The sequence below is a fragment of the Sinorhizobium sp. B11 genome, assembly GCA_039725955.1.
Classification (GTDB): Bacteria; Pseudomonadota; Alphaproteobacteria; order Rhizobiales; family Rhizobiaceae; genus Rhizobium.
In genome coordinates this window covers 1781734-1806622 of the sequence record CP091034.1, presented here as the reverse complement: position 1 = coordinate 1806622, position 24889 = coordinate 1781734, and the positions used below count along the sequence as shown (strand labels likewise).

Genomic DNA, 24889 nt, shown 5'->3' with positions numbered 1-24889 from the left:
AGTCAATCCTCCCACATGTCCACCAAGGCATCGACCAGATCGTCATCCACACTGCCGGCTCGGGAGGAACGCTCATTGACGTCCCTGTCGCGGAGGGCCATCGCCACTTCGCCATCACGCGATGCACCTGGGAGACTCATCACGGTACCATCGGGAATCGAGGGATCGTCATGCATTGAGAGCATTAATCGCATCTTGGCGATGCTAGCCTCGTGAGAGCGAACCCATCTGTCGGCTCCAACGTGACCCTCACCCATAGCCCGGATGGCGTCATCGAGCTGTTTCGCGCTCAGTACGAGGCGTTTCGATACTCTCTCCTGATGCTTCACGTCGCCTTTGATAAAGACGTTCTCGGAGCAGTCAATGCAGTGGCCATGCGTCTCGCACGGAAGGAGTGAATAGTCATGTACACAGATGCCGAGTTCCGTTGTTAGTGCTGCGCCGATCCGGGCCTCGGCGAACTCCCGGCGGTCGACGGGCCGGTTGATGCCGACCATCTTGCCTTCCTCGAACATGGGGCCATTACCGGTTCCGTCATCCAGCGCCGCCCTAATCTGACTCAAGGTCTCTTCGGGCGTCACATGATTATAAGCCTTGTTCTGCGGGACTTCTCGCCCGCTCCACTTGGCGATGTCGAGATCGCTCATGCCCTTCAACTGAGCGACCGTGTTCAGCCAATGGCGAAACGCGTGGCTACTGATCTTTATCGGGCTGCCATCGCTTTCCGTGTAACCAAATCGCTCGAATACGCTCGGCTTCCTCCCCCCGTCGTGTCCGGACAGCCAATGGTCGTAAGATTGGACGGTCCCTTTCTCGATCAGCGTCCGATAGGTTCTCTTGTCGGAATGAGCCTGGTTGCCGAACAGGACGAGAAGCGTTTCCGAGTATCTTTGATCGTCGTAGCGGTTGAGGTGAGGAAAATCTCCCGGCAGATCTTTGAGGTGCACCGCGGCCAACGACGAGATGCGCGCTTCTTTCATGAAGGGCGTCTTTCCATCGGACCGCCATTCAACCCCTTGCACGTTCAGCCACCGGGCCGCGTCTTTGGCCGGACGAATATCCATCAGCCGCACAAGGCCGTCTTTCGGCAGCCAGTCAGACGATCTGAACTTCTCGAGATCGCCGGGTAACCACAACTGTCCTGGATTCTTCTCGTACCACGCCGCTACCAAGCGAGCCTCGGCACACATTTCCCGGATCCGAGCGACTGCCTCCTGTACGAGCGATGCCATCAGCGTCGGCACCCACTTCACCTGCGGCGGGTGTCCCTTTCCGGGGAAGACCCGAATGCCGTAAGTGTCAGATGTATCACCCGTGGCGGGATCCTTTACCTTATCGTAGACCTCGCAGTCTTCTCGGAGCTGAAGGACTTCGTGGATGCGTATGGGGATCGATACGAAGATGGCAGTGATGGCGGAGTAGAGACGATCGACGAAGCCCTCCGAGTTCCGATAAATATGCGCCAACGCGAGGAAGGCTTCTGGACTCGGAAGCTTCTGTTCTCTCCATTCCCTCGCCTCCTTGCCTATCTCCTCAGTCTTTTCCTTTGGCTTCCTCACTCCGTGCTTCCACTGGAAGGGCGCGTGGAGGAACTTGCGGTCTATGCAGAAGCGATAGACCTTCTGGATGGTCACGGCGAATTGGTAATGCCGCCCAGGTCCTACCCCTTCTTGAGCCAAGGCGACGGCCGCGTTGAGGACGCTGACATTCAAGGATTCGATGCGCGGTTCGAGATTCAAGCATCTGAAGCTCGCCTCTATCAACTGTAAGGCTCGCAGGCGCTTGACCGTGGGCTCGAAGAGGACCGGCGACGTCGAATGATGATATCTGACGTAGGCTTTGGCGAATTCCCTGAATTGTCCGAGGAGAGGAGCTCCACCGACCACCTCCTGCCTGTTAGTAAGCGTCGTATCACGATTGTAGTACGCTAGGACACGGCTGTCCCGGTTCTGCCCTTTCGTAACGAAGGAGGATCCGACCTGCCAGATGTCTAAGTTCCACTCGTCGTTCGACACGAGAGCCTCGATCTCCCGTGCCAGGGCAATGAACTTGGCAACGCGTTCGGACGGGTTCGTCGCCTCGCCGCCGGTGAACTCATGGACCGTGCCGCTCATGCCACCAGCCGCTCCAGGGAGCAGAGCTGAATAACTTCGGCCGCTGCAATGATTGTCCGATCCCTGATTGTGAAGATCTTGCGCGATATTCCATCCCCCTCCATGCGATTGCGATCGGCGATGAGCGCGGCCATGAATTCCTCGTGCGGCCCGTCGATCCATGGTTGGAAGTGCCGGCACGTATAGCATGCGTATGGTGCGGCCAGACCACAGAAGCTCATCTGCCCGCATGTCCCAAGAGGGTCGGTGACGTTGTCGATAAGGGCTCGGTCGTAGATACGACTGGTTCGATCGCCGCCGCGTCGAGCCTCTCCTTCCGTCTTTACGACGACGCCCGCGAAGGCTTGGGCGAGAGGCGCGAGCTCCATGGCGAGGTGCCGATCGAGACGCAGGACCATCGAAGGGCTAGCCTCGAAGTATACTTCGACGTTCTGCGTGTCCGAATGGTCCAGCAGCTCCGCAACGGTCCACTTGTCCTTTCCGTCGTCGACGGCGCGCTGAGCGAGGGTTATCCTAAACCGCTTCGTGTTCCCCTTAAGACCGCTTAGGCGGTCGATGGTGCTGTTCACCGCAGCGCCAATAGTTTGAGCGGTCCGGTGGTACTCCAACCCCGGCATAAGGCCAACTTGCCTTGACATAAACAAAGGCGCTTCACCGGGGCGCAGTCGCAGGGTTTCCGGCCGAGCTCTGTTTTGATCGATCACACGTTCAAGCAGCGCCCCGACATCCTTGCTGCAATACCGAGTCTTGAACTGACCTCGAATTCCACTGCCTATCTGTTTCGCTCGCGGGATGCGGAGCGCGTATGACTTGCCCTCGCTGTTTTCGATTACGAGGAGGTCCTTCTCCTTCATTGCGGCGATCTGGATCGGACGACAGCCGTACGCCAGGAACAACCAGACGACTGCGAAACGGAACAGACTAATCTCGCCGCGCGCATATGAATCGTTGAGGGCAGAGTGGATACTCAAAAGCTCTATGTCGTTGAACGCTCCTTGCTTCGAGTCGCGAGTGCGGATCGAAGTGCCCTTGATATTGCCGCGGATGGTCGAGCTGTCGAGGTACTCGAGCAACTCTTCCGAGGCGATACCGAAACCGAGCCTGTTCATTTCCGTGAGGAAGATACGAACAACTCCAAGCTTCCACTCTGTCGTCTCGTTGAGCGTCGCCTGGAAAGTAAGAACATGGCTGAGTTCGATGCGTTCGCAACAAGTGTTCAACCGCGAAAACACCGATCGATAAAACAAGAGGAAGTTTCTGAAAAGGTTGACTGAATGGGGGAACGATGCCTCCTGAAGCTTCGCTATCAATAGCCACTTGAGCCGCAGGACTATCCCTTCCGAGAGACGGTCAAATTCGTCGAATTTGAAGATCTGCCTATTGGAAAGGCCACCCAGGGACCACTGATTTAAGTGAGGATCAAAGGTTACTCCATCGCGTGTGATTGCCTCCGTCGGAAGCCGCGGGAGGTCATCGGAACCGGCAGATCTACGAACCGACGTCATACGTCACTCTCCTCACTGCAAATTCGAATGTCCAAGTCTTCTTGAATTTCGGCAAGGAACTCGTCCGACCTCCGCCGTATGGTACGACGCAGATAGTGCTGAGCTGTCGAATCGCTCCGCCACCCCATGAGCCTCTTCCTCCACTTGATCTCGTCTTCCGGAGAGATGGTGCCCTTGAGGTCGATCAGTTCAGAAAAAGCATCATTCCACGAGTGGCGCAGCGGATGCGGCCCTATCTCATCCGGCAGTCCAGGAACACGTTTACGTATCGCCAGGAAGATCTTATTGACGTTTGACAGCGACATTGGTTTGCCGTCGGGCATGCTGACAATCAGGAAGGGATTCAGCTTTGCGAACGGTAGTTTCGATCGATACTTGACGACCCATTCATGAACCATTTCCGTGGCGCGGGCGCTCAACGGCAGTATCCGCGCTGCAGTCTTGGCGGCTGGTTTTTCCCGGCGGTTGTCCTGCTTGTCATCCGGCCGTCGATGCACTGTGACAGAGCCCTTTGCCCCGCTGAGTGCCAAATCGGCTACGTAGAGACCCAGAAGCTCTCCGCGCCGAATGCCGAGCTCTATGAGCAGCCTCACGATGAGATAGTTTCGGAAGCGTACTTCCGTTCGGAAGGGGTTCTCGGGGTGGTCCGGCTCAAGGATGGTCAACAGCCGCTGCACCACCTCCGGGTCGACGCCCTCTCGCTGCCCGACATCGTCGCGCTTCGGCGCTCTGATGCCCCGAATGTACGCTCTAATTCGATCGAGACATTCCCGCCGCATCTTGTCGTAGGCCAACCATCGATCAGGCCATTTTTGAAGTTCGGCAAGGTGGTCAGCGCTCGTGAATTCGAGGAACCCATAGATCACGTTCAGTCGGTTTCGCTTCTCGGCCGATACAACTGAACGCTCTCGCTGCGGCTTTGCCCGCTTCACCAGTTCCACGACATTTGAAGAACGCTGTTCAAGTTCGGGAAGTATGTCCGCCAGGTATCGGCCACAGAAACCGGTCAGATCAATGATTTCACTCAGGGACAGGAAAACGCCTTCCCGGAGGCGCCCGTGGACATCGATACCCCGCAGGTCCGCCCAGAGGTAGAGGTGCATCAGCGACCGGAGTTGGTTGAACATGGTGTTCGGCTGATGGCCGAGAGGCCGACTGCTCGCCATGATCCAGAAGGTGGCAGCCTCGAGAGGCAACCCGGTGTCCGCTCGCACCAAAAAGGGCATGCGCTCGCCGGACGAAAAAATCGACCATCGAACGCTGTAAGGATTTTGCGAAGACAACAGCACAAAAAGCTCCCACCGAAATAACGGTGAAAGCTACAAATTATAATTAATCTGTCAATGCGTGAACTAACTGGAGTCCTGCCGACACGTCAACATATTTTTTTCTTGCCGGCCTAGATTTTCTTTCAACCTGCTCCCAGGCCTGACTTTCGCACTGGATAGCAGTAAACGGCTGCGGTGTAAGTTTACGGTGTTAGGAATTCCTCTACTAGGTTTTGTAGCGCGACGGATCTCCGGTCAAAGAAAAAGCCGTAAGTCGTTGTCTCTAAACGACTTACGGCTCTTAGTTGACAAAAGCGTTGACGCTCCCTCCTAAAACGGGATATCGTCGTCGAGATCGCGCGAGAAGTTGCCGCCGCTGCTGCCACCGCCACTGCTGCCACCGCCACGGTTACCACCGCCGCTCCGGCCACCGCCGCCAGAAGACGGGCTGGAACCATAATCGTCGCCGTAACCGCCGCCACCGAAGTCGTCACCACCGCGACCGCCGCCGAAGCCGGACCCTGCGCCGCCGCCTTCACCACGACCGTCGAGCATTGTCAGGGTCGAGTTGAAGCCCTGCAGCACGATTTCCGTCGAGTAGCGGTCGTTGCCGGTCTGGTCCTGCCACTTCCGGGTCTGCAGCGCGCCTTCGATATAGAGTTTGGCGCCCTTCTTCACATATTGCTCGACAACCTTGCAGAGGCCTTCATTGAAGACAACGACCGTGTGCCATTCGGTCTTCTCGCGGCGCTCGCCGGAATTGCGATCACGCCAGGTTTCCGAGGTCGCGATACGAAGGTTGGCGATCGGCCGGCCATCCTGCGTACGGCGGATTTCGGGGTCGGCGCCCACGTTTCCGATCAGAATTACCTTGTTCACACTGCCAGCCATATCATTCACCTTACTGCCGCCCTGCCCGGCGGCGTTTAAAAATCATCGGCGCACCTTAAACCATAGAGGACAGGCGGTGCGTATCCAGTTCCTGTCATCCACAAGGAATTTTGTTCTTTATTTGTTCTAATTATTCGCTATGATCCTGTCAACAGAATCGAAAACCTTTGTTGTTCCGGACATTCAGCCTCGACTCGCCCGTCGGCATCACTAAATAAGGGCTGTTATTCCCCAAACGACTTGAAGCAGAGACGATGAGCGAACTGAAGACGATCTCCATCCGTGGCGCGCGCGAGCATAATTTGAAGGGCATCGACCTCGATCTGCCGCGTAACAAGCTGATCGTTATGACCGGCCTTTCCGGCTCCGGCAAATCCTCGCTCGCCTTCGACACGATCTATGCCGAGGGACAGCGCCGCTATGTCGAAAGCCTTTCGGCCTATGCCCGCCAGTTCCTGGAAATGATGCAGAAGCCTGACGTCGACCAGATCGACGGGCTTTCGCCGGCAATCTCGATCGAACAGAAGACGACATCGCGCAACCCGCGCTCGACGGTCGGTACGGTCACCGAAATCTACGACTACATGCGCCTGCTCTTCGCACGCGTCGGCGTGCCCTATTCGCCGGCCACCGGCCTGCCGATCGAAAGCCAGACGGTGAGCCAGATGGTCGATCGGGTGCTCGCTTTCGAGGAAGGCACGCGGCTCTACATTCTCGCGCCGATGATCCGCGGCCGCAAGGGCGAGTATAAGAAGGAACTGGCGGAGCTCATGAAAAAGGGCTTCCAGCGCGTCAAGATCGATGGCCAGTTCTACGAGATCGCTGATGCGCCTGCTCTCGACAAGAAATACAAGCACGATATCGATATCGTCATCGACCGTATCGTCGTGCGCCCCGACATGGCCTCGCGTCTGGCCGACAGTTTCGAGACCGCTCTGAAGCTCGCCGATGGGCTCGCCGTTGCGGAATTTGCCGACAAGCCGCTGCCGCCGGAGGAAACCTCGGCTGGTGGCTCTGCCAACAAGTCGCTCAACGAGACGCATGAGCGTGTGCTGTTTTCGGAAAAATTCGCCTGCCCGGTCTCCGGCTTCACCATTCCGGAAATCGAGCCGCGGCTCTTCTCGTTCAACAATCCCTTCGGTGCTTGCCCGACCTGCGACGGTCTCGGCTCGCAGCAGAAGATCGATACCGACCTGATCGTGCCTGAGCCGGAGCGCACGTTGCGGGATGGCGCGATTGCGCCGTGGGCCAAGTCCACCTCGCCCTATTACAACCAGACGCTTGAGGCGCTCGGCAAGCATTTCGGCTTCAAGCTCGGCAGCCGCTGGAACGATCTCTCTGAGAAAGCCAAGGATGTCATTCTCAATGGCACCGAGGAGAAGATCGAATTCCACTATGCCGATGGCGCGCGCTCCTACACGACCTCGAAGAATTTCGAGGGCATCGTGCCCAATCTCGAGCGGCGCTGGAAGGAAACGGATTCGGCCTGGGCGCGCGAGGATATCGAGCGCTTCATGTCGGCCGCCCCCTGCCCGGCCTGTAATGGTTTTCGCCTGAAGCCGGAAGCGCTCGCGGTCAAGATCAACAAGCTGCATATCGGCGAAGTGACGCAAATGTCGATCCGCATCGCGCGCGACTGGTTCGAGACGCTACCGGCGACCTTCAATGCCAAGCAGAACGAGATTGCCGTGCGCATTCTCAAGGAAATCCGCGACCGCCTGCGCTTCCTCAACGATGTCGGTCTCGAATATCTGAGCCTGTCGCGCAATTCAGGCACGCTGTCGGGCGGCGAGAGCCAGCGTATCCGGCTTGCCTCGCAGATCGGCTCGGGCCTGACGGGTGTTCTCTACGTGCTCGACGAGCCGTCGATCGGCCTGCACCAGCGCGACAATGCCCGGCTTCTCGAAACGCTGAAGCACCTGCGCGATATCGGCAATACGGTTATCGTCGTCGAGCATGACGAAGATGCGATCCTGACGGCTGATGATGTGGTCGATATCGGCCCCGCTGCCGGCGTCCATGGCGGCCAGGTGGTGGCACATGGCACGCCGCAGGAGATCATGGCCAATCCGAAGTCGCTCACCGGCAAATATCTGTCGGGCGAACTCGGGGTGGCCCTGCCCGACGAGCGACGCAAGCCGAAGAAAGGCAAGGAGATCAAGGTCGTCGGCGCGCGCGGCAACAATCTGAAGAACGTCACCGCAGCCATTCCGCTCGGCGTCTTCACGGCTGTTACGGGTGTTTCGGGAGGCGGCAAGTCCACTTTCCTGATCGAAACGCTCTACAAGTCTGCAGCGCGTCGTGTCATGGGCGCGCGCGAAATCCCTGCCGATCACGATCGCATCGACGGTTTCGAACATATCGACAAGGTGATCGATATCGACCAGTCGCCGATCGGCCGTACGCCGCGGTCCAATCCGGCGACCTATACCGGCGCCTTCACGCCGATCCGCGACTGGTTCGCCGGCCTGCCGGAGGCCAAGGCGCGCGGGTATCAGCCGGGCCGTTTCTCTTTCAACGTCAAGGGCGGCCGCTGCGAAGCCTGCCAGGGCGATGGCGTCATCAAGATCGAGATGCATTTCCTGCCCGACGTCTATGTCACCTGCGACGTCTGCCACGGCAAGCGTTATAACCGCGAAACGCTCGACGTGACTTTCAAGGGCAAGTCGATCTCCGACGTGCTGGACATGACGGTGGAAGAAGGTGTCGAGTTCTTCGCAGCGGTTCCGGGCGTGCGCGATAAGCTGCAGTCACTTTTCGATGTCGGCCTTGGCTATATCAAGGTCGGCCAGCAGGCCAATACGCTCTCGGGTGGTGAGGCGCAGCGCGTCAAACTCGCCAAGGAACTGTCGAAGCGTTCGACGGGCCGCACGCTCTATATCCTCGACGAGCCGACAACTGGCCTGCATTTCCATGACGTCTCCAAGCTTCTGGAAATGCTGCACGAGCTGGTCAATCAGGGCAATTCGGTTGTGGTCATCGAGCACAATCTCGAAGTCATCAAGACTGCCGACTGGATCCTCGACTTCGGCCCTGAAGGCGGTGACGGCGGCGGCGAGATCGTGGCCGTCGGGACGCCGGAGACCATCGTCAAGGAGAAGCGCTCCTATACCGGTCATTTCCTGAAGGAATTGTTGGAGCGGCGACCGGTCAAGAAGACGTTCGCGGCGGCGGAATGACCATGCGGCGTGCCACGGAAGCGGATCTACCGGTTGTCGTGGCGCTGACGGCAGCTGCCTTTGCCCCATATACACAAAGCTTCGGCGCGCCGCCGGTGCCCGTAACCGAAGATTACGGGCCTCGGCTCGATCGCGGAGAGATCTGGTTGCGGGAGGCTGACGACAGGATTGCGGGACTGGTCGTTGTTGAACGCCACCCGGACCATCTTATGCTCTTCAGCATCGCCGTCGCGCCTGAGTTTCAGGGATCGGGACATGGCGTTGCAATGCTTACCTGGCTGGAGGACAGAGCGCGGGAATGGGCTGTGCCGGAGATCCGACTTTATACCAATGCGCTGATGGAGCGGAACATAGCGCTCTATTCCGCCTTCGGTTTTCAGGAAACGGGTCGCCGCCCCCATCCCAATCGGCCAGGGTGGACTATCGTCGACATGTCGAAAACGATCGACAGGACGAAGAAGGTTGGCGCGATCTGAGGGATCGCAAGCGAGGAGGAAGAGATGAGCAAATCGGGCACGATCCGCGTGGGTATCGGCGGCTGGACATTCGAGCCGTGGCGCGGCCATTTCTTTCCCGACGATCTCAAGCAGAAGGACGAGCTGCACTATGCCAGCCGCCAGTTGAAGGTCATCGAGGTCAACGGCACCTATTACAGCACGCAGAAACCGGCAGTCTTCGCCAAATGGGCCGCCGACGTGCCCGATGGTTTCGTTTTTTTCGCTGAAGGCGACGCGCTACACCACCAACAGGCGCGTGCTCGCCGAAGCCTGGGAGTCGATGGAGAGGTTCCTCTCGTCCGGCATCAGCGAGCTTGGCGATCATCTCGGCCCGTTGCTCTGGCAGTTTGCGCCCACCAAGAAATTCGAGCCCGATGATTTCGAAGCCTTCCTGAAGCTACTGCCCGAAAAGCAGGACGGGCTGAAGCTGCGCCATGTCGTCGAAGTCCGGCACGATTCCTTCAAAGTGCCTGAATTCATTGCGCTGCTCGAAAAATACGGGGTGGCGCCCGTCTGCGCCGAACATTTCGACTATCCGATGATTGCCGACGTAACGGCGGATTTCGTCTACACGCGTCTGCAGAAGGGATCGGACGATATTCCGACCTGCTACCCGGAGCCGGAACTGAAGGACTGGACCAAACGGCTGCAGGTCTGGGCCGAAGGCAAGGTGCCTGACGACCTGCCGCTGATCGACAAGGACCGCAAGGTCAAAATTGAACCGCGCGATGTCTTCGCCTTCATGATTCATGAGGGCAAGGTCAATGCGCCGCATGGGGCAATCGCCCTGCAGAAGCGTGTAGACGGTTAAGAGCTCAAAACGGCAGCACGTGGCTGGCGAGATCTTCGGCGGTGAGGCCCTTGCCGGCGCGATCGCCGGCTTCGCCATGCAGCCAGACGCCGGCAGCCGCCGCCTCGAAAGCCGGCACTCCTTGGGCAAGCAGGCCGCCGATGATGCCGGCCAATACGTCGCCTGAGCCTGCGGTGGCGAGCCAGACCGGCGCGTTGGAATTGATCAGTGCCCGCCCATCCGGCGAGGCGATGACGGTATCGGCACCCTTGTATATGACGGCGGCGTTGGCGCGGCTTGCGGCTGCGAGCGCCTTGTCGACCTTCCCCGCCTTCTCGTCGGCGGCAATATCGGGAAAGAGGCGAGCGAATTCGCCATCGTGTGGCGTCAGCACGAGGCGCGGTTCCCCCTTGAACAGATCGAACAGCGCCTGCGGGTCATCCTTGAACGAACTGATACCGTCAGCATCGAGAACGACGTGCCGGTCCCGGAGCAGAGACACAAATTTACGGGCTTTCTTTCCAATCCCGAAACCGGGTCCGAGAACGAAGGTCTGAAGCCGTGCATCTCCAAGCCAACCCTTCAACGCCGCCGCGTCATCAATGGCGTGCAGCATGATGGCGGTCAGATGGGCGCTGTTGGCCGAGAGGGCTTCGGTCGGCGCTGCGATCGTCACCAGTCCGGCCCCGGCTTTCAGGCCCGCCATGGCCGACATGCGGGCTGCGCCCGTCTTGCTCGCCTCTCCCGAAAACACGACAAGGTGGCCGCGCTTGTATTTGTGTGTTTCCAACTGCTCGGCCGGCATGGCAGCGCGCCAGGCGCAGGGCGTATTCTCGGCCACGAGGCCAGTCGTCTGCGCCTGGATGATGCGGCTCGGAATACCGATATCGAAGACCTCGAGGCTGCCGCAAAGCTCCCTGCCCGGCATCAGAAGATGGCCGGGCTTACGGGTCATGAAGGTCACGGTATGCGCCGCGCGGAAGGCGGCTCCGAGCACGGCACCGGTGCGCCCGTCGAGGCCTGATGGGAGGTCGACAGCAATGACCGGCGTGCCCGCCCTGCCGACCTTGCGGATCAAATCGGCGACATCGGGCGGCACATCGCGCGCCAGGCCCGCTCCGAAGAGACCGTCGACGACGATATCGCCCTGCACTGGATCATAGTTGCCTATATCCAAGCCCTTCAGCGCACAGGCTGCCCTCGCCCGTGCCGCGTCTCCCTTCAGCTTCTCCGGATCGCCGAGATAGAAGATCTCCACACGTGCGCCACTCTCCTGCAGAAGCCGGGCAACCACATAGCCGTCGCCGCCATTATTGCCGGGACCGCAGAGGACGGCAAAACGTGCAGTGCCCGGATAAAGCCGCAGCGCAGCGGCGGCGACAGCGGCACCCGCCTTCTCCATCAGGCCGTAGGAGTCGATTCCGGTTTCAGCGGCAGCCCTATCAGCGGCGGCCATTTCGGCAGGTGTGAGGAGGAGATCGGAAAGGCGTTGGCTCATGGCCCTATTCAATTCAAAAAACGCCTAAAAAACAACCGCATGATCGAGAAAACAAAAGATCATATTTTGTGCATCTGATTAATTTTTCATCGAATCGTAAGAGCCATCGAGAAGTCGAAAATGGAATGGTTTTTTCAGGTTTTGTATCATTTTCGATAAAAATGCGCCCCTACTCACCTCATTTTTCATGAAAACGACATTGAAACGCTGGCAAACAAGGTCGCGCACATAAAATTCCGCGATTTTTTGCGCGAGACGGATTTCAAACTGGCACGATATCTGCATCATATTCCGCGAGCGGGAACGTTCCTGCTGTAACAGGAGAAGCGGAGAGACATTTTCTCATGAAAAAGATCGAAGCGATCATTAAGCCTTTCAAGCTGGACGAGGTGAAGGAAGCCCTTCAGGAAGTCGGTCTGCAGGGTATTACCGTCACGGAAGCGAAGGGCTTCGGTCGCCAGAAGGGCCACACCGAACTCTACCGCGGCGCTGAATACGTCGTCGATTTCCTGCCGAAGGTGAAGGTTGAGGTCGTGCTCGCAGATGAAAATGCGGAGGCCGTCATCGACGCGATCCGCAAGGCCGCGCAGACGGGGCGCATCGGCGACGGAAAGATTTTTGTTTCCAACGTCGAAGAGGTCATCCGCATCCGCACCGGTGAAACCGGTATCGATGCCATCTGAAAGCTTTGCCTTCGGGCAAGCTCACCCATCCTCATCGCACATAACGTAACATCATCACAAAACAGAGGAAGCATCTTATGGCGAGTGCAAGCGAAATCCTGAAGCAGATCAAGGAAAACGACGTCAAGTTCGTCGACCTGCGCTTTACCGACCCCAAGGGCAAGCTGCAGCACGTAACGATGGACGTTGTTTGCGTCGATGAAGACATGTTCGCCGATGGCGTCATGTTCGACGGCTCCTCGATCGGCGGCTGGAAGGCCATCAACGAGTCCGACATGGTGCTCATGCCCGACACGGACACCGTGCACATGGACCCGTTCTTCGCGCAGTCGACCATGGTCATCGTCTGTGACATCCTCGACCCGGTTTCCGGCGAAGCCTATAACCGCGACCCGCGCGGCACTGCCAAGAAGGCCGAAGCCTATCTGAAGGCATCCGGCATCGGCGACACGATCTTCGTCGGCCCGGAAGCCGAATTCTTCGTCTTCGACGACGTCAAGTACAAGGCTGATCCCTACAACACCGGCTTCAAGCTCGACTCGACCGAACTGCCGTCGAACGACGATACCGACTACGAGACCGGCAACCTCGGCCACCGCCCGCGCGTCAAGGGCGGCTATTTCCCGGTTCCGCCAATCGACAGCGCCCAGGACATGCGTTCGGAAATGCTGACGGTTCTCTCGGAAATGGGCGTCGTCGTTGAAAAGCATCACCATGAAGTGGCTGCCGCCCAGCACGAACTCGGCATCAAGTTCGACACGCTCGTTCGCAACGCCGACAAGATGCAGATCTACAAGTATGTCGTCCATCAGGTCGCCAATGCCTATGGCAAGACGGCAACCTTCATGCCGAAGCCGATCTTCGGTGACAACGGTTCGGGCATGCACGTTCACCAGTCGATCTGGAAGGGCGGCAAGCCGACCTTCGCCGGCGACGAATATGCAGGCCTGTCCGAATCCTGCCTCTACTATATCGGCGGCATCATCAAGCATGCCAAGGCGATCAACGCCTTCACCAATCCGTCGACGAATTCCTACAAGCGTCTCGTCCCGGGGTACGAAGCACCGGTTCTGCTCGCCTATTCCGCGCGCAACCGTTCGGCCTCCTGCCGCATTCCGTTCGGCACCAATCCGAAGGCAAAGCGTGTCGAAGTCCGCTTCCCGGATCCGATGGCGAACCCTTACCTCTCCTTTGCCGCCATGCTGATGGCAGGCCTCGACGGCATCAAGAACAAGATCCATCCCGGCAAGGCCATGGACAAGGACCTCTACGACCTGCCGCCGAAGGAACTGAAGAAGATCCCGACCGTCTGCGGCTCACTGCGTGAAGCGCTGGAAAGCCTCGACAAGGACCGCAAGTTCCTGACGGCTGGCGGCGTCTTCGACGACGATCAGATCGATGCCTTCATCGAGCTGAAGATGGCTGAAGTGATGCGCTTCGAAATGACGCCGCATCCGGTCGAGTACGACATGTATTACTCGGCATAAAACAAGAGAGAAGCCCCGGTTCGCCGGGGCTTTTTTCGACCCCGAGGTCATGAAAACCGATGGGCAGACATGACAATCATGTGACGAAGTCCCGCAAAAAATCTTGATTTGCGGGGGGCCGATCACCAAATCAGGTGAGAAAGGAAGTCGTACCATGAAAGAAAGAGTTGCAAAGTTCAGCATAGGCGAAGTGGTTCGGCACAAGGTTTTTCCGTTTCGCGGCGTCATCTTTGACGTTGATCCGGAGTTCGCGAATACGGAAGAATGGTGGAATTCCATTCCCGCGGAAGTCCGCCCCAGCAAGGACCAGCCGTTCTACCATCTGCTTGCCGAAAACGATGACAGCGAATATGTCGCCTATGTTTCCGAGCAGAACCTGGTGAGCGACGAGAGCGATACGCCGCTTCGCAATCCGCAGGTCGAGCAGATCTTCGACCGCGGCCCGACGGGCCAGTTCAAACCCAAGATGAGCTTCGCCCATTAAGTCGGATCACATGACCTCTATGACAAGGCCCCGCATGTCGGGGCCTTTTTCTATTCTCGCATGTCGCGCAAAAACGGCTTCACACTTTTGCGCGACAAGCCGGCAACAAAAAACCCGGCCTGAAACCGGGTTTTTCGTCAATTCGTGAAAGTCCCGATTACTGGGCCTTTGCTGCCTTCTGGGCGTCTTCCAACTTCTTGCGGGCTTCTTCAGCCTTCTTCTGCATGCTGTCCTGCAGGCTGCGCTGGCTTTCGGCAAGCTTCGATTCGGAAACCGGTTCGCCGTCATAAGCGCCCGTGAAGCCTTCGAGCGAAACCTTGATCGGGTTTGCAGCACGGCGGAAGTTGATCGAGGTGAAGACCACGTCGCTGCCCTTCTTGAGGCTTGCGATCATGGCGTCCGTCAGCGGAATTTCAGCCGTGCACTTGTCGGGCAGGCAGACGGCGTAATCGAGCTTCTGGCCCTTGCCGCCGTCGATCTGCATTGCAATGCCCGGGGGGATCAGGCGCGCAGCAGGAACAGAAACCTGAAGGATCTTGCGGTTGATCTTGCCGGAGACCGAAATCAAGCCAACGGCCGTAACCAGCTGGCCGCCATTGGCGAGAACCAGGTTCTGAACAACGCAGATGTCGTTGTCTTCCTGCTTGCTGCAGGTCTTGTACCAGCCGAGGCGCGGTGCACCTGCGGCCTGTGCGGGCGCGTCAGCCGACGCTGCCGGAGCCTGGGCGGCTGCATCCTGTGCGAAGGACGAGACCGGAGCCGAGGCACCGAAGATCACTGCCATAACGGACAGTGCTGCCCGCATTTTCTTTTCAGACTTGAACATCATAACGAATTCCGTCTCCTGATATCCGTTGCGGGGCTACGTTCGGCCGCCCCAACCACCGGGTCGTTCGGCACTCCACCTCTTAAAAAATTAAGGCAAATGCATGACCCCAAAACTTCGGGTCACGTGTTACATCGCGCTGTGGAAGATATCCAGCATTTCTTTGGCAATTTCGCGGGCATTTTGGCACATAGGTAAAGAAAACGGCGGGTCCGGTTGGAATTGGACGCTCGCATGTTACCCTGCCGGCGAATCGTGCCCGTCGCCACGCATCGAGGAATTTCAGAATGCTTCGGATCGCCCTTCTCGCCGCTTTCACGCTGATCAGTGGCGCCGCCGCTGCTGAGCCCGTACATGGTATTGCCATGCACGGTGCGCCGGCGCTGCCTGCCGATTACAAGCACTTCCCTTACGTCAATCCCGACGTGAAGAAGGGCGGGAAAATCACCTATGGCGTGGTCGGCACTTTCGACAGCCTGAACCCTTTTATCCTGAAAAGCATGCGTACAACGGCGCGCGGCATGTGGGATCCGCAATTCGGCAACCTCGTCTATGAATCCATGCTGCAGCGTTCGAGCGACGAGCCCTTCACGCTCTACGGCCTGTTGGCGGAAACGGTGGAATGGGATGAAGACCGTACCTTCATTCAGTTCAACCTCAACCCGAAAGCCAAGTGGTCGGACGGGCAGCCGGTTACACCCGAAGACGTGATCTTTTCCTTCGAACTGTTGCGTGACAAGGGACGCGTGCCCTTCTCCAGCCGCCTCAATCTCGTTTCGAAAATGGAGAAGGTCGGCGACCACAGCGTACGCTTCACCTTCAACGACAAGGCAGATCGCGAGACGCCGATGATCTTCGGCCTGTTTCCGATCCTGCCGAAACATGCGATCGCACTTGATGGTTTCGACCGCAGTTCGCTCACGCCTCCCATCGGCTCCGGTCCCTACAAGATCAAGAGCCTGAAACCCGGCGAGAGCATCACCTACGAGCGCGACCCGAACTATTGGGGCAAGGACATTCCGGCCAAGGTCGGCATGGACAATTACGACCAGCTCACCGTGCAGTATTTTCTGCAGGACACGACGCTTTTCGAGGCATTCAAGAAAGGTGATGTCGATATCTATCTGGAGGGCAATCCCGGGCACTGGGCCAATGCCTATGATTTCCCGGCCGCAACATCGGGCACGGTTGTCAAGGATGTCTTCAAGCCGAAACTGCCGAGCGGCATGCTGGGCTTCGTCTTCAATACGCGGCGGCCGATCTTTGGCGATATCAAGGTGCGCGAAGGCCTGTCGCTGGTCTTCGATTTCGAATGGGCCAACAAGAACCTCTACTCCGGCGCTTACAAGCGCACGCAAAGCTTCTGGCAGAACTCTGATCTGTCGAGTTTCGGGGTACCGGCGGATGAGCGTGAACTGGCGTTGCTCGGACCGATCAAGGACCGGATCGACCCCACCATCCTTGACGGCAGCTACAAGCTGCCGGTGACGGACGGTTCGGGACGCGACCGCAAGGTGCTGAAGCAGGCTGTCGACCTCCTGAAACAGGGGGGCTACACGATCCAGGGCGGCAAGATGGCGGATGCGAGCGGCAAGCAGCTTGCCTTCGAGATCATGACGCAAAATCCCGATCAGGAAAAACTCGCCGTCGCCTACCAGCGTTCGCTGCAGACGATCGGCATCGCGGCGTCGATCCGCACCGTCGACGATTCGCAATATCAGAGCCGGACGAACAGTTTCGACTACGACATGATCATGAAGGCCTATACCTCTTCACTGTCACCCGGCAATGAGCAGCTCGGCCGCTGGTCGTCGGCGGCACGCACGCGCCAGGGTACAGACAGCTTCGCGGGGGCCAATGATCCCAATCTCGATACATTGATCGATCACCTGCTGCGCTCCCGCTCGACGGAGGATTTCACCGCTTCTGTGCGCTCCTATGACCGGCTGCTGCTCTCCAACCACTATGTGCTGCCGCTCTACCACATCGATCAGCAATGGGTTGCCCGCAACAAACGCATCGGTCATCCGGATGCGGTGCCGCTCTATGGCTATCAATTGCAGACGTGGTGGGATACGAGCGCGCAATAATCACATCATTGAGCGTAGCGCTCTATTTCCTTTCTCTTGCCTCGGCCTTCCTCTAAAGATCGCCGGCAACATCTTCTATGCATCGAGCCAACTCTTGTTGAGGGATGGCAGAATAGGGAATTACAATGGAACGCATCACCATCGACGTCGTCTCTGATGTCGTCTGCCCCTGGTGCTATCTCGGCAAGGCGCGGCTGGAGCTCGCGATCGCCGAGGTTCAGGACGAAATCGGTGTCGATATCAACTGGCGCCCCTATCGTCTCAATCCGGATTATCCGCGCGAAGGCGTCGATCAGAAGAAGATGCTGGAGCAGAAACTCGGTGGCGCCGAACGTGTGGCCGAGGCGCACAAGATGCTGACCAACTACGGTCGTGAAGTCGGCATCAACTTCAATTTCGAAGCCATCAAGATCGGGCCGAACACACTCGATGCGCACCGCTTGATCCACTGGGCAGTTGTCGAGGACAGGCAGAAGCAGGAGACCGTGGTCTCGGCACTGTTCAAGGCCAATTTCGAAGAGGGCCGCAATATCGGCGATCATGAAGTGCTGCTCGATATCGCCGAGAAGGCAGGCCTGCAGTGCTCCGTCATTGCTGCCCTGCTCGCGTCCGATGCCGACAGCAGCGTCATTCTCTCGGAAATCGACGCGGCGCAGCGCATGGGCGTCAATGGCGTGCCGTTCTTCATCTTCGACCAGCAATATGCCGTCAGTGGCGCACAGACACCGGATGTGCTGGCAGAAGCGCTGCGCGAAATCGCCAAGGCAAAGGCCGAAGCACGCGCCGGGATGAATTGACACCGACGATCCCAGCTAACGGATGAGAGTAAGGGCAGTCCGGTTTCGCCGGGCTGCCCTTAACTTTTGGCCAGTTCCGCAAGCTGCGTCATGATGACGGCCGCGCCCTGCAGGCGCTTTTCCGGGGTGGGCAAGTCGCGGGTCAGGAACAGGCTGTGGTCGGGACGGATCTTCGCCATCGCACCCTGCTTGCCAATATAGCCGACCAGATTGGCCGGGTTCGGGAATTCCTTGTTGCGGAACTGGACGACGACGCCCTTCGGGCCTGCATCGAGCTTTTCAACATTGGCCGTGCGGCAGAGCGACTTGATGTAGACGATCTTGAGCAGGTGCTGGACTTCGACAGGCATCGGACCGAAACGGTCGATCATCTCGGCGCCGAAGCCATCGATCTCCTTGAGCTCGCTCACCTCGCCGAGGCGACGATAAAGCGCCATGCGCAGGTGCAGATCCGGCACGTAATTGTCGGGGATCATGACCGGAGTGCCAACGGAAATCTGCGGCGACCAACCGGTATCGGCAATCTCGTCGACACCCTTCACTTCGGCAACGGCCTCTTCCAGCATCTGCTGGTAAAGCTCGAAGCCGACTTCCTTGATATGGCCGGACTGTTCCTCGCCGAGCAGATTGCCGGCGCCGCGGATATCGAGGTCGTGGCTTGCGAGCTGAAAGCCGGCACCGAGCGTATCCAGCGACTGCAGCACCTTGAGGCGACGCTCTGCGGTTGCCGTCAGCACCTTGTTGACCGGTAGCGTGAAGAGCGCGAAGGCGCGCACCTTCGAACGGCCGACACGGCCGCGCAGCTGGTAAAGCTGGGCAAGACCGAACATATCGGCGCGGTGGACGATCAGCGTATTGGCCGTCGGCACGTCAAGGCCGGATTCGACGATGGTGGTCGAGAGCAGCACGTCATAACGGCCTTCGTAGAAGGCATTCATGATGTCTTCGAGTTCACCGGCCGGCATCTGGCCATGAGCGACGGCGACCTTCAGCTCCGGCACGTCGGACTGCAGGAAGGCGTGGATATCTTCGAGGTCGGCAAGACGCGGGCAGACATAGAAGCTCTGGCCGCCGCGATAATGCTCGCGCATCAGCGTTTCGCGGATGACGAGGCTGTCGAAGGGCGAAATGAAAGTGCGCACCGCCATACGATCGACCGGCGGCGTGGTGATGAGCGAGAGCTCACGCACCCCGGTCATGGCAAGCTGCAGCGTGCGCGGGATCGGCGTTGCCGAGAGCGTCAGCACATGCACGTCGCTCTTCAGCTCCTTCAGCCGCTCCTTGTGCTTGACGCCGAAGTGCTGCTCTTCGTCGATGATGAGCAGGCCAAGATTGGCGAAGTTGATGCCCGAGCCAAGCAGCGCGTGGGTGCCGACGACGATATCCGTCTTCCCATCGGCGACTTCCTTCTTGGTCAGCGCTAATTCCTTGGAGCCGACAAGGCGCGAAGCCTGTTGCACGCGCACCGGCAATCCGCGGAAGCGCTCGGAGAATGTCTTGAAATGCTGGCGAGAGAGCAGCGTGGTCGGTACGACGACAGCGACCTGTACGCCATTCATTGCGGCGACGAATGCGGCGCGAAGTGCCACTTCCGTCTTGCCGAAGCCGACGTCACCGCACACGAGCCGGTCCATCGGCCGGCCCGCGCCGAGATCGCCGCGCACGGCCTCGATGGCGTTTTCCTGATCTTCCGTTTCGTCATAGGGGAAACGGGCGGCGAATTCGTCGTAGAGCCCTTCCGGCGTCGTCAGGACGGGCGCGTGACGCGTCAGGCGCTCGGCCGCGATGCGGATCAGTGCATCGGCCATATCCAGCAGGCGCTTCTTGAGCTTGGCCTTGCGCATCTGCCATGCGCCGCCGCCGAGCTTGTCGAGTTGCACTTCCGTGCCCTCGCCGCCGAAGCGCGACAGGAGATCGATGTTTTCGACCGGCAGGAAAAGCTTTGCCTCATCGGCATATTGCAGTTCGAGACAGGCATGCGGCGCACCGGCCGCCTCGATGGTGCGCAGGCCGACGAAACGGCCGATACCGTGTTCGGCATGGACGACGATCGAGCCTTCATCCAGACCCGCGACTTCCGAGATGAAATCGGCGGCGCGCTTGCGGCGACGCGAGCGGCGCACCATGCGGTCGCCGAGAATATCCTGCTCGCCGATGATGATGAGATCGCCGGTCTCGAAGCCGGATTCGAGGCTGAGCACAGCCGCGGCCGCCTCACCCTTCGAAAGACTGGAGACATCCTCCAGCGCCGTAATCGGCTTGACGCGTTCGAGGCCGTGTTCGTTCAGCACCTGCAGCAGACGCTCGAGCGACCCTTCGGTCCAGGCGGTGATGATGATCTTCGCACCGCCGGCGCGCTTGTCTGCGATGTGCTTGACGACGACGTCGAAGACATTGACGCGCTCGGCATCACCGCCGCCTTCGGCATTTGAGCGCGCCCAGCGCTGCCCCTGGCGCGCGTCGAGATTGACGACGCGGCGCGCCTCGCCTTCGTGCTCGTTGAAAGGCGACATGCGTATCGAGTTGATCGCATCGAGCGTGCGCGCGAAGGTCTTGCTGTCGAGATAGAGCTGACCGGGCGAGACCGGCTTGTAGGGCGTGCCCTGCGCCATCTGGCCCTTGCCCTGCTGGCCGGAATTCAGACGCGCGTCGTAATAGTCGTAGACGAGCTTGGACCGTTCTTCGGCCGCCTCACGCACCGTGTGATCGGTGACGATGCGGAAGCCCGAGAGGTAATCGAACACCGTATCCAGCTTCTCGTAGAATAACGGAAGCCAGTGTTCCATGCCGGGATAGCGGCGACCTTCCGATACGGCGAGGTAAAGCGCATCGTCACGCGTGGCGGCGCCGAAGGTAGAGAGGTAGTTCTTGCGGAAACGGCTGATCGTATCCGGCGTCAGAGTCACTTCGCTCATCGGATTGAGATCGAGGGAGCGCACCTGGCCGATCGTGCGCTGGCTGGCCGGATCGAAGCTGCGGATGCTCTCCAGTGTGTCGCCGAAGAAATCCAGGCGAACCGGTTCTTCCGAACCGGGCACGAAGACATCGAGGATGCCGCCGCGCACCGCATATTCTCCGACCTCACGCACGGTCGCCACACGCTCGAAGCCGTTGCGCTCCAGCCGTCCGGCGATATCGTCCATCCGGACCTGATTGCCGGGACGCGCGGAAAAGGTCAGGCTTTCGATGATATCCTGCGGCGCCACCTTCTGCAGCATGGCATTGGCTGTCACCAGCACGATTGCCGCATGCGGCTTCTTGCGATGGGCGATCAGGCCTGAGAGGGCGGCGAGCCGCCGCGCCGAAGTATCGGCGCTCGGCGAAACGCGGTCATAGGGAAGACAGTCCCAGGCGGGCAGCGTCAGGACCGGAATATCAGGGGCAACGAAGCCCAGCATCTGCTCCAGATCAGCCATGCGTTGACCATCTGACAGCACATAGGCGACCGGCTCGCCATTGCGTGCGAGCTCGGCCAGCAGCAGCGGCTCCATGCCTGCAGGCACATTGCCGATCGTCAGCGGCTCGGCGGCGGCTGCGAGCTTCTTGGCATCAAAACCAGGGATCATTCCGGCGTCCTGGGGGTCTCGAAGTCGGGTTTGTAGGCGGCAATGCGGGCAAACATGGGCGTCTGTAAATGCTCGGGCGTCGGCCAGGTTCCCATGATCCAGCGCACCAGGTCATTGTCCTCTTCCGCCATGATCGTCTCGAATTCATCGAGCTCGACGTCGCTCATCGTGGGAAGTTCATTTTCAGCAAACTGGCCGAAGACAAGGTCCATCTCTCTGATGCCGCGATGCCAACAGCGGAAAAGAATCCGGCGGCGTCGGGGGTCGAGACCGGCGCTCGTGAGCGTTACTCCTGTCATGGCATCACCTTCCTTGTTGATGCGCCTCTATAGACCCTGGAAAGCGGCTTGTCAGCCTTGCCAAGGCCCTATTGTTCATCGCATTTTGGCGCCCATGCGCCCCGCCATTCTCGATCCGCTGTTTTCTCCCGTTTCGGGCCTTCCAGGCGTCGGCCCGAAGATCTCCGAGCTTTTCGTCAAGCTGCTCGGACGTGAAACACCAGATGATTGCCGGGTCATCGATCTGCTGTTCCACGCGCCCACCTCACTGATCGACCGCCGCAACCAGCCGGGCATTGCCCGCGCGCCGCAAGGCGCGATCGTAACCATCACTGCGCGTGTCGACCGGCATCAGGCGCCGCCCCGCGGCAATCGCAACGTTCCCTACCGGGTGTTCCTGCATGACGAGACCAGCGAGCTGACGCTCGTCTTCTTCCGCGGCCAGGCGGCATGGCTGGAAAAACAATTGCCGATCGACGAGGAAGTGACCGTCAGCGGCAAGGTCGACTGGTTCAACGGTCGCGCTTCGATGGTTCACCCCGACTATATCGTCAGGGCAAGCGAAGGTGAGAACCTGCCGCTGGTCGAGCCGATCTATCCGCTGACGGCAGGGCTTTCTCCTAAGACCTTGCGCAAGATCATCGAGGCGGCATTGCCGCGCATGCCGGAATTGCCGGAATGGATCGATCTGGCGCTCGCGCAAAAACAGGGCCTGCCGACGATCCGCGACAGTTTCCATATTCTGCACGAGCCGCGGGATACGTCCGATATCGATCCGCAGACGCCTGCCCGCCGCCGCCTTGCCTATGACGAATTCCTGGCCGGCCAGCTGTCACTGGCGCTGGTGCGCCAGCGGCTGCGCAAGGTCGCCGGACAACCCGTACATGCCACTGGAGAAATCAGCGGCAAGATATTGCAAAATCTTCCTTTTTCTCCAACCAAGAGCCAGACCGGAGCCGTAGCCGACGTGCTGAAGGATATGGCCGGCGAAGAACGCATGCTGCGGCTTTTGCAGGGCGATGTCGGCTCCGGCAAGACGCTGGTGGCGCTGTTGTCGATGGCCGCCGTCATCGAAAGCGGCGGACAGGCCGTGCTGATGGCGCCGACGGAAATCCTCGCACGCCAGCATCATGCGACGATCTCGAAATTCGCAGCCGCCGCCGGTCTTAGCGTCGAAGTATTGACGGGGCGCACCAAGGGGCGCGAGCGGGAGGACATTCTCGAACGCATCGCCTCCGGCGAGGCGCAGATCGTCATCGGCACGCATGCGCTCTTCCAGGACAGCGTCAACTACAAGAACCTGATGCTGGCCGTCGTCGACGAGCAGCATCGTTTCGGCGTGCACCAGCGCCTGCGGCTGACGGCAAAGGGCATCTCGCCGCATATGCTGGTCATGACGGCAACGCCGATCCCGCGCACGCTGGTTCTGGCCGCTTTCGGCGATATGGACGTTTCGAAGCTGACCGAAAAGCCCGCCGGCCGAAAGCCGATCACCACCATCACCATCCCGACAGAACGGACCGGCGAAATCGTCGGGCGGTTGAAGAGTGCGCTTGCCGAAGGCAAGAAGGCCTATTGGATCTGCCCGCTGGTCGAAGAGTCCGAAGAAGTCGATCTAATGTCGGTGGAAGAGCGACACGCAACGCTCGTTTCCGCACTCGGCCCTGGCATCGGCCTCATTCATGGGCGCATGAGCGGTCCGGAAAAGGACGCGGTCATGCTCGCCTTCAAGAGCGGCGAGTTGCGGCTTCTGGTGGCGACGACCGTCGTCGAAGTCGGCGTCGACGTGCCCGATGCGACCATCATGGTGATCGAACATGCCGAGCGCTTCGGATTGGCGCAGTTGCACCAGCTTCGCGGTCGCGTCGGCCGCGGGGACGAGGCCTCGACCTGCATCCTGCTCTACAAGGGGCCGCTCGGAGAGACGGGCCATGCACGTCTGTCCATCATGCGCGATACGGAAGACGGTTTCCGGATTGCCGAAGAGGATTTGAAACTGCGCGGCGAAGGCGAAATCCTCGGGACGCGCCAGTCAGGCACGCCCGGGTTCCGTATCGCCAGTATCGAGGCGCATGCCGATTTGCTGGAAATCGCCCGCAAGGATGCCGCCTATCTGATCGAACGCGATCCGGACCTGACGAGCGAGCGTGGCGAGGCCGTGCGCACCCTGCTCTATCTCTTCCGCCGCGACGAGGCGATCCGTTTCCTCCGAGCCGGATAGAGTCGTTCCCGATCGGGAAAGGCTCTAGTCGACCTTGGATATTGCCTTCGGCTTGGGGCGCACGACCGGCAGGTGTTCCGGGGCAACGAGGCCACCCGATATCAGGAATTTGGCGGCATCTTCCGGGCTCATGTCGAGCATGACGATCTTTTCGCGCGGCACGAAGATCAGGAAGCCGGCCGTCGGCACCGGCGTCGGCGGCAGGAAGACGGCGACCATGTCCTGCCCCATGGCGTTGAACTTCGAGCCGATCTCGCCCTTGGCATCGGTCGCGATGAAGACCAGCGCCCAGAGGCCCGGACCGGGATATTCGATCAGGCCGACCTTCTTGAAGGAATTGGACTGCTCTTTCAGTACCGTTTCGAAGATCTGCTTCACGCTTCTGTAGATCGTGCGCACCAGCGGCATGCGCTGGACGATGGACTCACCGAAGCGGACGATGCTCTGACCGATCAGATTCTTGCCGAGAAAGCCGACGATCGTGATGATGATCACCGCGGTCAACAGGCCAAAGCCGGGAATGGCGAAGTTTATGTAACTCTCGGGATTCCAGCGCGCCGGGATATAGGGGCGCACCCAGCTGTCCGACCAGTGGATGAAGGTCCAGGTCAGCCAGATGGTGATGGCGATCGGTGCGCAGATAATCAGTCCAGCGAGGAAATTATTGCGTAGCCGCATGGCGACCGGCACTCGGGGGGCCTTCTCGGACATCTTT

Annotated in this window: 17 protein-coding genes and 1 pseudogene; 9 read left to right on the top strand and 9 right to left on the bottom strand. The window is 59.3% G+C overall.

The window, feature by feature from the left end:
• Nucleotides 1–2 precede the first annotated feature (2 nt).
• The 4 genes from LVY75_18790 to LVY75_18775 form a co-directional block, all read right to left on the bottom strand.
• Complete coding sequence (locus LVY75_18790; GenBank protein ID XAZ25209.1) at nt 3–2114, bottom strand: hypothetical protein; 2112 nt, start codon at nt 2112–2114, stop codon at nt 3–5.
• The gene (locus tag LVY75_18785; protein ID XAZ25208.1) at nt 2111–3619 is read right to left on the bottom strand and encodes a hypothetical protein; all 1509 of its coding nucleotides are present in this window, start codon (nt 3617–3619) and stop codon (nt 2111–2113) included. The genes LVY75_18790 and LVY75_18785 overlap by 4 nt, the downstream gene beginning before the upstream one ends.
• Nucleotides 3616–4908: a site-specific integrase gene (locus tag LVY75_18780; GenBank protein ID XAZ25207.1), complete on the bottom strand. Its 1293-nt coding sequence runs from the start codon at nt 4906–4908 to the stop codon at nt 3616–3618. The genes LVY75_18785 and LVY75_18780 overlap by 4 nt, the downstream gene beginning before the upstream one ends.
• Before the next feature lie 309 nt (nt 4909–5217).
• Entirely contained in the window at nt 5218–5778 is a 561-nt protein-coding gene (locus tag LVY75_18775) for a single-stranded DNA-binding protein (GenBank protein XAZ25206.1), read from the bottom strand.
• Between the two features lie 254 nt (nt 5779–6032).
• Here LVY75_18775 and uvrA point away from each other — a divergent pair, with 254 nt between their 5' ends.
• The 3 genes and pseudogenes from uvrA to LVY75_18760 all read left to right on the top strand — a co-directional run bounded on the left by uvrA (nt 6033) and on the right by LVY75_18760 (nt 10265).
• Nucleotides 6033–8957, top strand: coding sequence for an excinuclease ABC subunit UvrA (uvrA, locus tag LVY75_18770; protein ID XAZ25205.1), 2925 nt, complete (start codon nt 6033–6035; stop codon nt 8955–8957).
• Nucleotides 8954–9433 (top strand): GNAT family N-acetyltransferase, encoded by a 480-nt coding sequence (locus LVY75_18765; protein ID XAZ25204.1) that lies wholly within the window; start codon nt 8954–8956, stop codon nt 9431–9433. Before uvrA ends, LVY75_18765 begins: the two co-directional genes overlap by 4 nt.
• A 24-nt stretch (nt 9434–9457) precedes the next feature.
• Nucleotides 9458–10265: pseudogene (locus tag LVY75_18760) on the top strand (DUF72 domain-containing protein).
• A 4-nt stretch (nt 10266–10269) separates the two neighbouring features.
• Here the strand turns inward: LVY75_18760 and LVY75_18755 are convergent.
• A complete protein-coding gene (locus LVY75_18755) occupies nt 10270–11742 on the bottom strand; it encodes an NAD(P)H-hydrate dehydratase (GenBank protein ID XAZ25203.1) in 1473 nt (490 codons plus the stop codon).
• A 344-nt stretch (nt 11743–12086) separates the two neighbouring features.
• Between LVY75_18755 and LVY75_18750 the strand changes: the two genes are divergently transcribed.
• From LVY75_18750 to hspQ, 3 genes are all read left to right on the top strand, one after another.
• Nucleotides 12087–12425, top strand: coding sequence for a P-II family nitrogen regulator (locus LVY75_18750; GenBank protein XAZ25202.1), 339 nt, complete (start codon nt 12087–12089; stop codon nt 12423–12425).
• Nucleotides 12426–12502: 77 nt separating this feature from the next.
• Nucleotides 12503–13912 (top strand): type I glutamate--ammonia ligase, encoded by a 1410-nt coding sequence (glnA, locus tag LVY75_18745; protein ID XAZ25201.1) that lies wholly within the window; start codon nt 12503–12505, stop codon nt 13910–13912.
• Nucleotides 13913–14066: 154 nt separating this feature from the next.
• Nucleotides 14067–14396, top strand: coding sequence for a heat shock protein HspQ (gene hspQ / locus LVY75_18740; GenBank protein ID XAZ25200.1), 330 nt, complete (start codon nt 14067–14069; stop codon nt 14394–14396).
• Nucleotides 14397–14553: 157 nt separating this feature from the next.
• On the opposite strand, the gene LVY75_18735 is transcribed toward hspQ, so the two are convergent.
• Nucleotides 14554–15225, bottom strand: a complete 672-nt coding sequence (locus tag LVY75_18735; protein ID XAZ25199.1) for an invasion associated locus B family protein — start codon at nt 15223–15225, stop codon at nt 14554–14556.
• A gap of 284 nt (nt 15226–15509) precedes the next feature.
• Here LVY75_18735 and LVY75_18730 point away from each other — a divergent pair, with 284 nt between their 5' ends.
• A complete protein-coding gene (locus LVY75_18730; GenBank protein ID XAZ25198.1) occupies nt 15510–17312 on the top strand; it encodes an extracellular solute-binding protein in 1803 nt (600 codons plus the stop codon).
• A gap of 125 nt (nt 17313–17437) precedes the next feature.
• A complete protein-coding gene (locus LVY75_18725) occupies nt 17438–18109 on the top strand; it encodes a DsbA family oxidoreductase (protein ID XAZ25197.1) in 672 nt (223 codons plus the stop codon).
• 59 nt (nt 18110–18168) lie between these two features.
• Here LVY75_18725 and mfd read toward each other — a convergent pair whose 3' ends face one another.
• Both mfd and LVY75_18715 read right to left on the bottom strand, forming a co-directional pair.
• Nucleotides 18169–21675, bottom strand: a complete 3507-nt coding sequence (gene mfd / locus LVY75_18720) for a transcription-repair coupling factor (GenBank protein XAZ25196.1) — start codon at nt 21673–21675, stop codon at nt 18169–18171.
• The gene (locus LVY75_18715; protein ID XAZ25195.1) at nt 21672–21974 is read right to left on the bottom strand and encodes a succinate dehydrogenase assembly factor 2; all 303 of its coding nucleotides are present in this window, start codon (nt 21972–21974) and stop codon (nt 21672–21674) included. The genes mfd and LVY75_18715 overlap by 4 nt, the downstream gene beginning before the upstream one ends.
• A gap of 94 nt (nt 21975–22068) precedes the next feature.
• Here LVY75_18715 and recG point away from each other — a divergent pair, with 94 nt between their 5' ends.
• Nucleotides 22069–24174, top strand: a complete 2106-nt coding sequence (gene recG, locus LVY75_18710) for an ATP-dependent DNA helicase RecG (GenBank protein XAZ25194.1) — start codon at nt 22069–22071, stop codon at nt 24172–24174.
• A 24-nt stretch (nt 24175–24198) separates the two neighbouring features.
• Here the strand turns inward: recG and LVY75_18705 are convergent, their stop codons facing one another.
• On the bottom strand, nt 24199–24885 hold the full coding sequence (locus LVY75_18705) for a DUF502 domain-containing protein (GenBank protein ID XAZ25193.1): 687 nt from the start codon (nt 24883–24885) through the stop codon (nt 24199–24201).
• Nucleotides 24886–24889: the final 4 nt, after the last annotated feature.

Excerpts from the sequence above, each read along its gene's own strand:
- glnA (XAZ25201.1), top strand. The coding sequence starts at position 12,503 with ATGGCGAGTGCAAGCGAAATCCTGAAGCAGATCAAGGAAAACGACGTC.
- LVY75_18705 (XAZ25193.1), bottom strand. The coding sequence starts at position 24,885 with ATGTCCGAGAAGGCCCCCCGAGTGCCGGTCGCCATGCGGCTACGCAAT.
- LVY75_18730 (XAZ25198.1), top strand. The coding sequence starts at position 15,510 with ATGCTTCGGATCGCCCTTCTCGCCGCTTTCACGCTGATCAGTGGCGCC.
- LVY75_18715 (XAZ25195.1), bottom strand. The coding sequence starts at position 21,974 with ATGACAGGAGTAACGCTCACGAGCGCCGGTCTCGACCCCCGACGCCGC.
- LVY75_18785 (XAZ25208.1), bottom strand. The coding sequence starts at position 3,619 with ATGACGTCGGTTCGTAGATCTGCCGGTTCCGATGACCTCCCGCGGCTT.
- LVY75_18750 (XAZ25202.1), top strand. The coding sequence starts at position 12,087 with ATGAAAAAGATCGAAGCGATCATTAAGCCTTTCAAGCTGGACGAGGTG.
- LVY75_18775 (XAZ25206.1), bottom strand. The coding sequence starts at position 5,778 with ATGGCTGGCAGTGTGAACAAGGTAATTCTGATCGGAAACGTGGGCGCC.
- uvrA (XAZ25205.1), top strand. The coding sequence starts at position 6,033 with ATGAGCGAACTGAAGACGATCTCCATCCGTGGCGCGCGCGAGCATAAT.
- LVY75_18765 (XAZ25204.1), top strand. The coding sequence starts at position 8,954 with ATGACCATGCGGCGTGCCACGGAAGCGGATCTACCGGTTGTCGTGGCG.
- recG (XAZ25194.1), top strand. The coding sequence starts at position 22,069 with ATGCGCCCCGCCATTCTCGATCCGCTGTTTTCTCCCGTTTCGGGCCTT.
- LVY75_18790 (XAZ25209.1), bottom strand. The coding sequence starts at position 2,114 with ATGAGCGGCACGGTCCATGAGTTCACCGGCGGCGAGGCGACGAACCCG.
- hspQ (XAZ25200.1), top strand. The coding sequence starts at position 14,067 with ATGAAAGAAAGAGTTGCAAAGTTCAGCATAGGCGAAGTGGTTCGGCAC.
- LVY75_18755 (XAZ25203.1), bottom strand. The coding sequence starts at position 11,742 with ATGAGCCAACGCCTTTCCGATCTCCTCCTCACACCTGCCGAAATGGCC.
- mfd (XAZ25196.1), bottom strand. The coding sequence starts at position 21,675 with ATGATCCCTGGTTTTGATGCCAAGAAGCTCGCAGCCGCCGCCGAGCCG.
- LVY75_18735 (XAZ25199.1), bottom strand. The coding sequence starts at position 15,225 with ATGATGTTCAAGTCTGAAAAGAAAATGCGGGCAGCACTGTCCGTTATG.
- LVY75_18725 (XAZ25197.1), top strand. The coding sequence starts at position 17,438 with ATGGAACGCATCACCATCGACGTCGTCTCTGATGTCGTCTGCCCCTGG.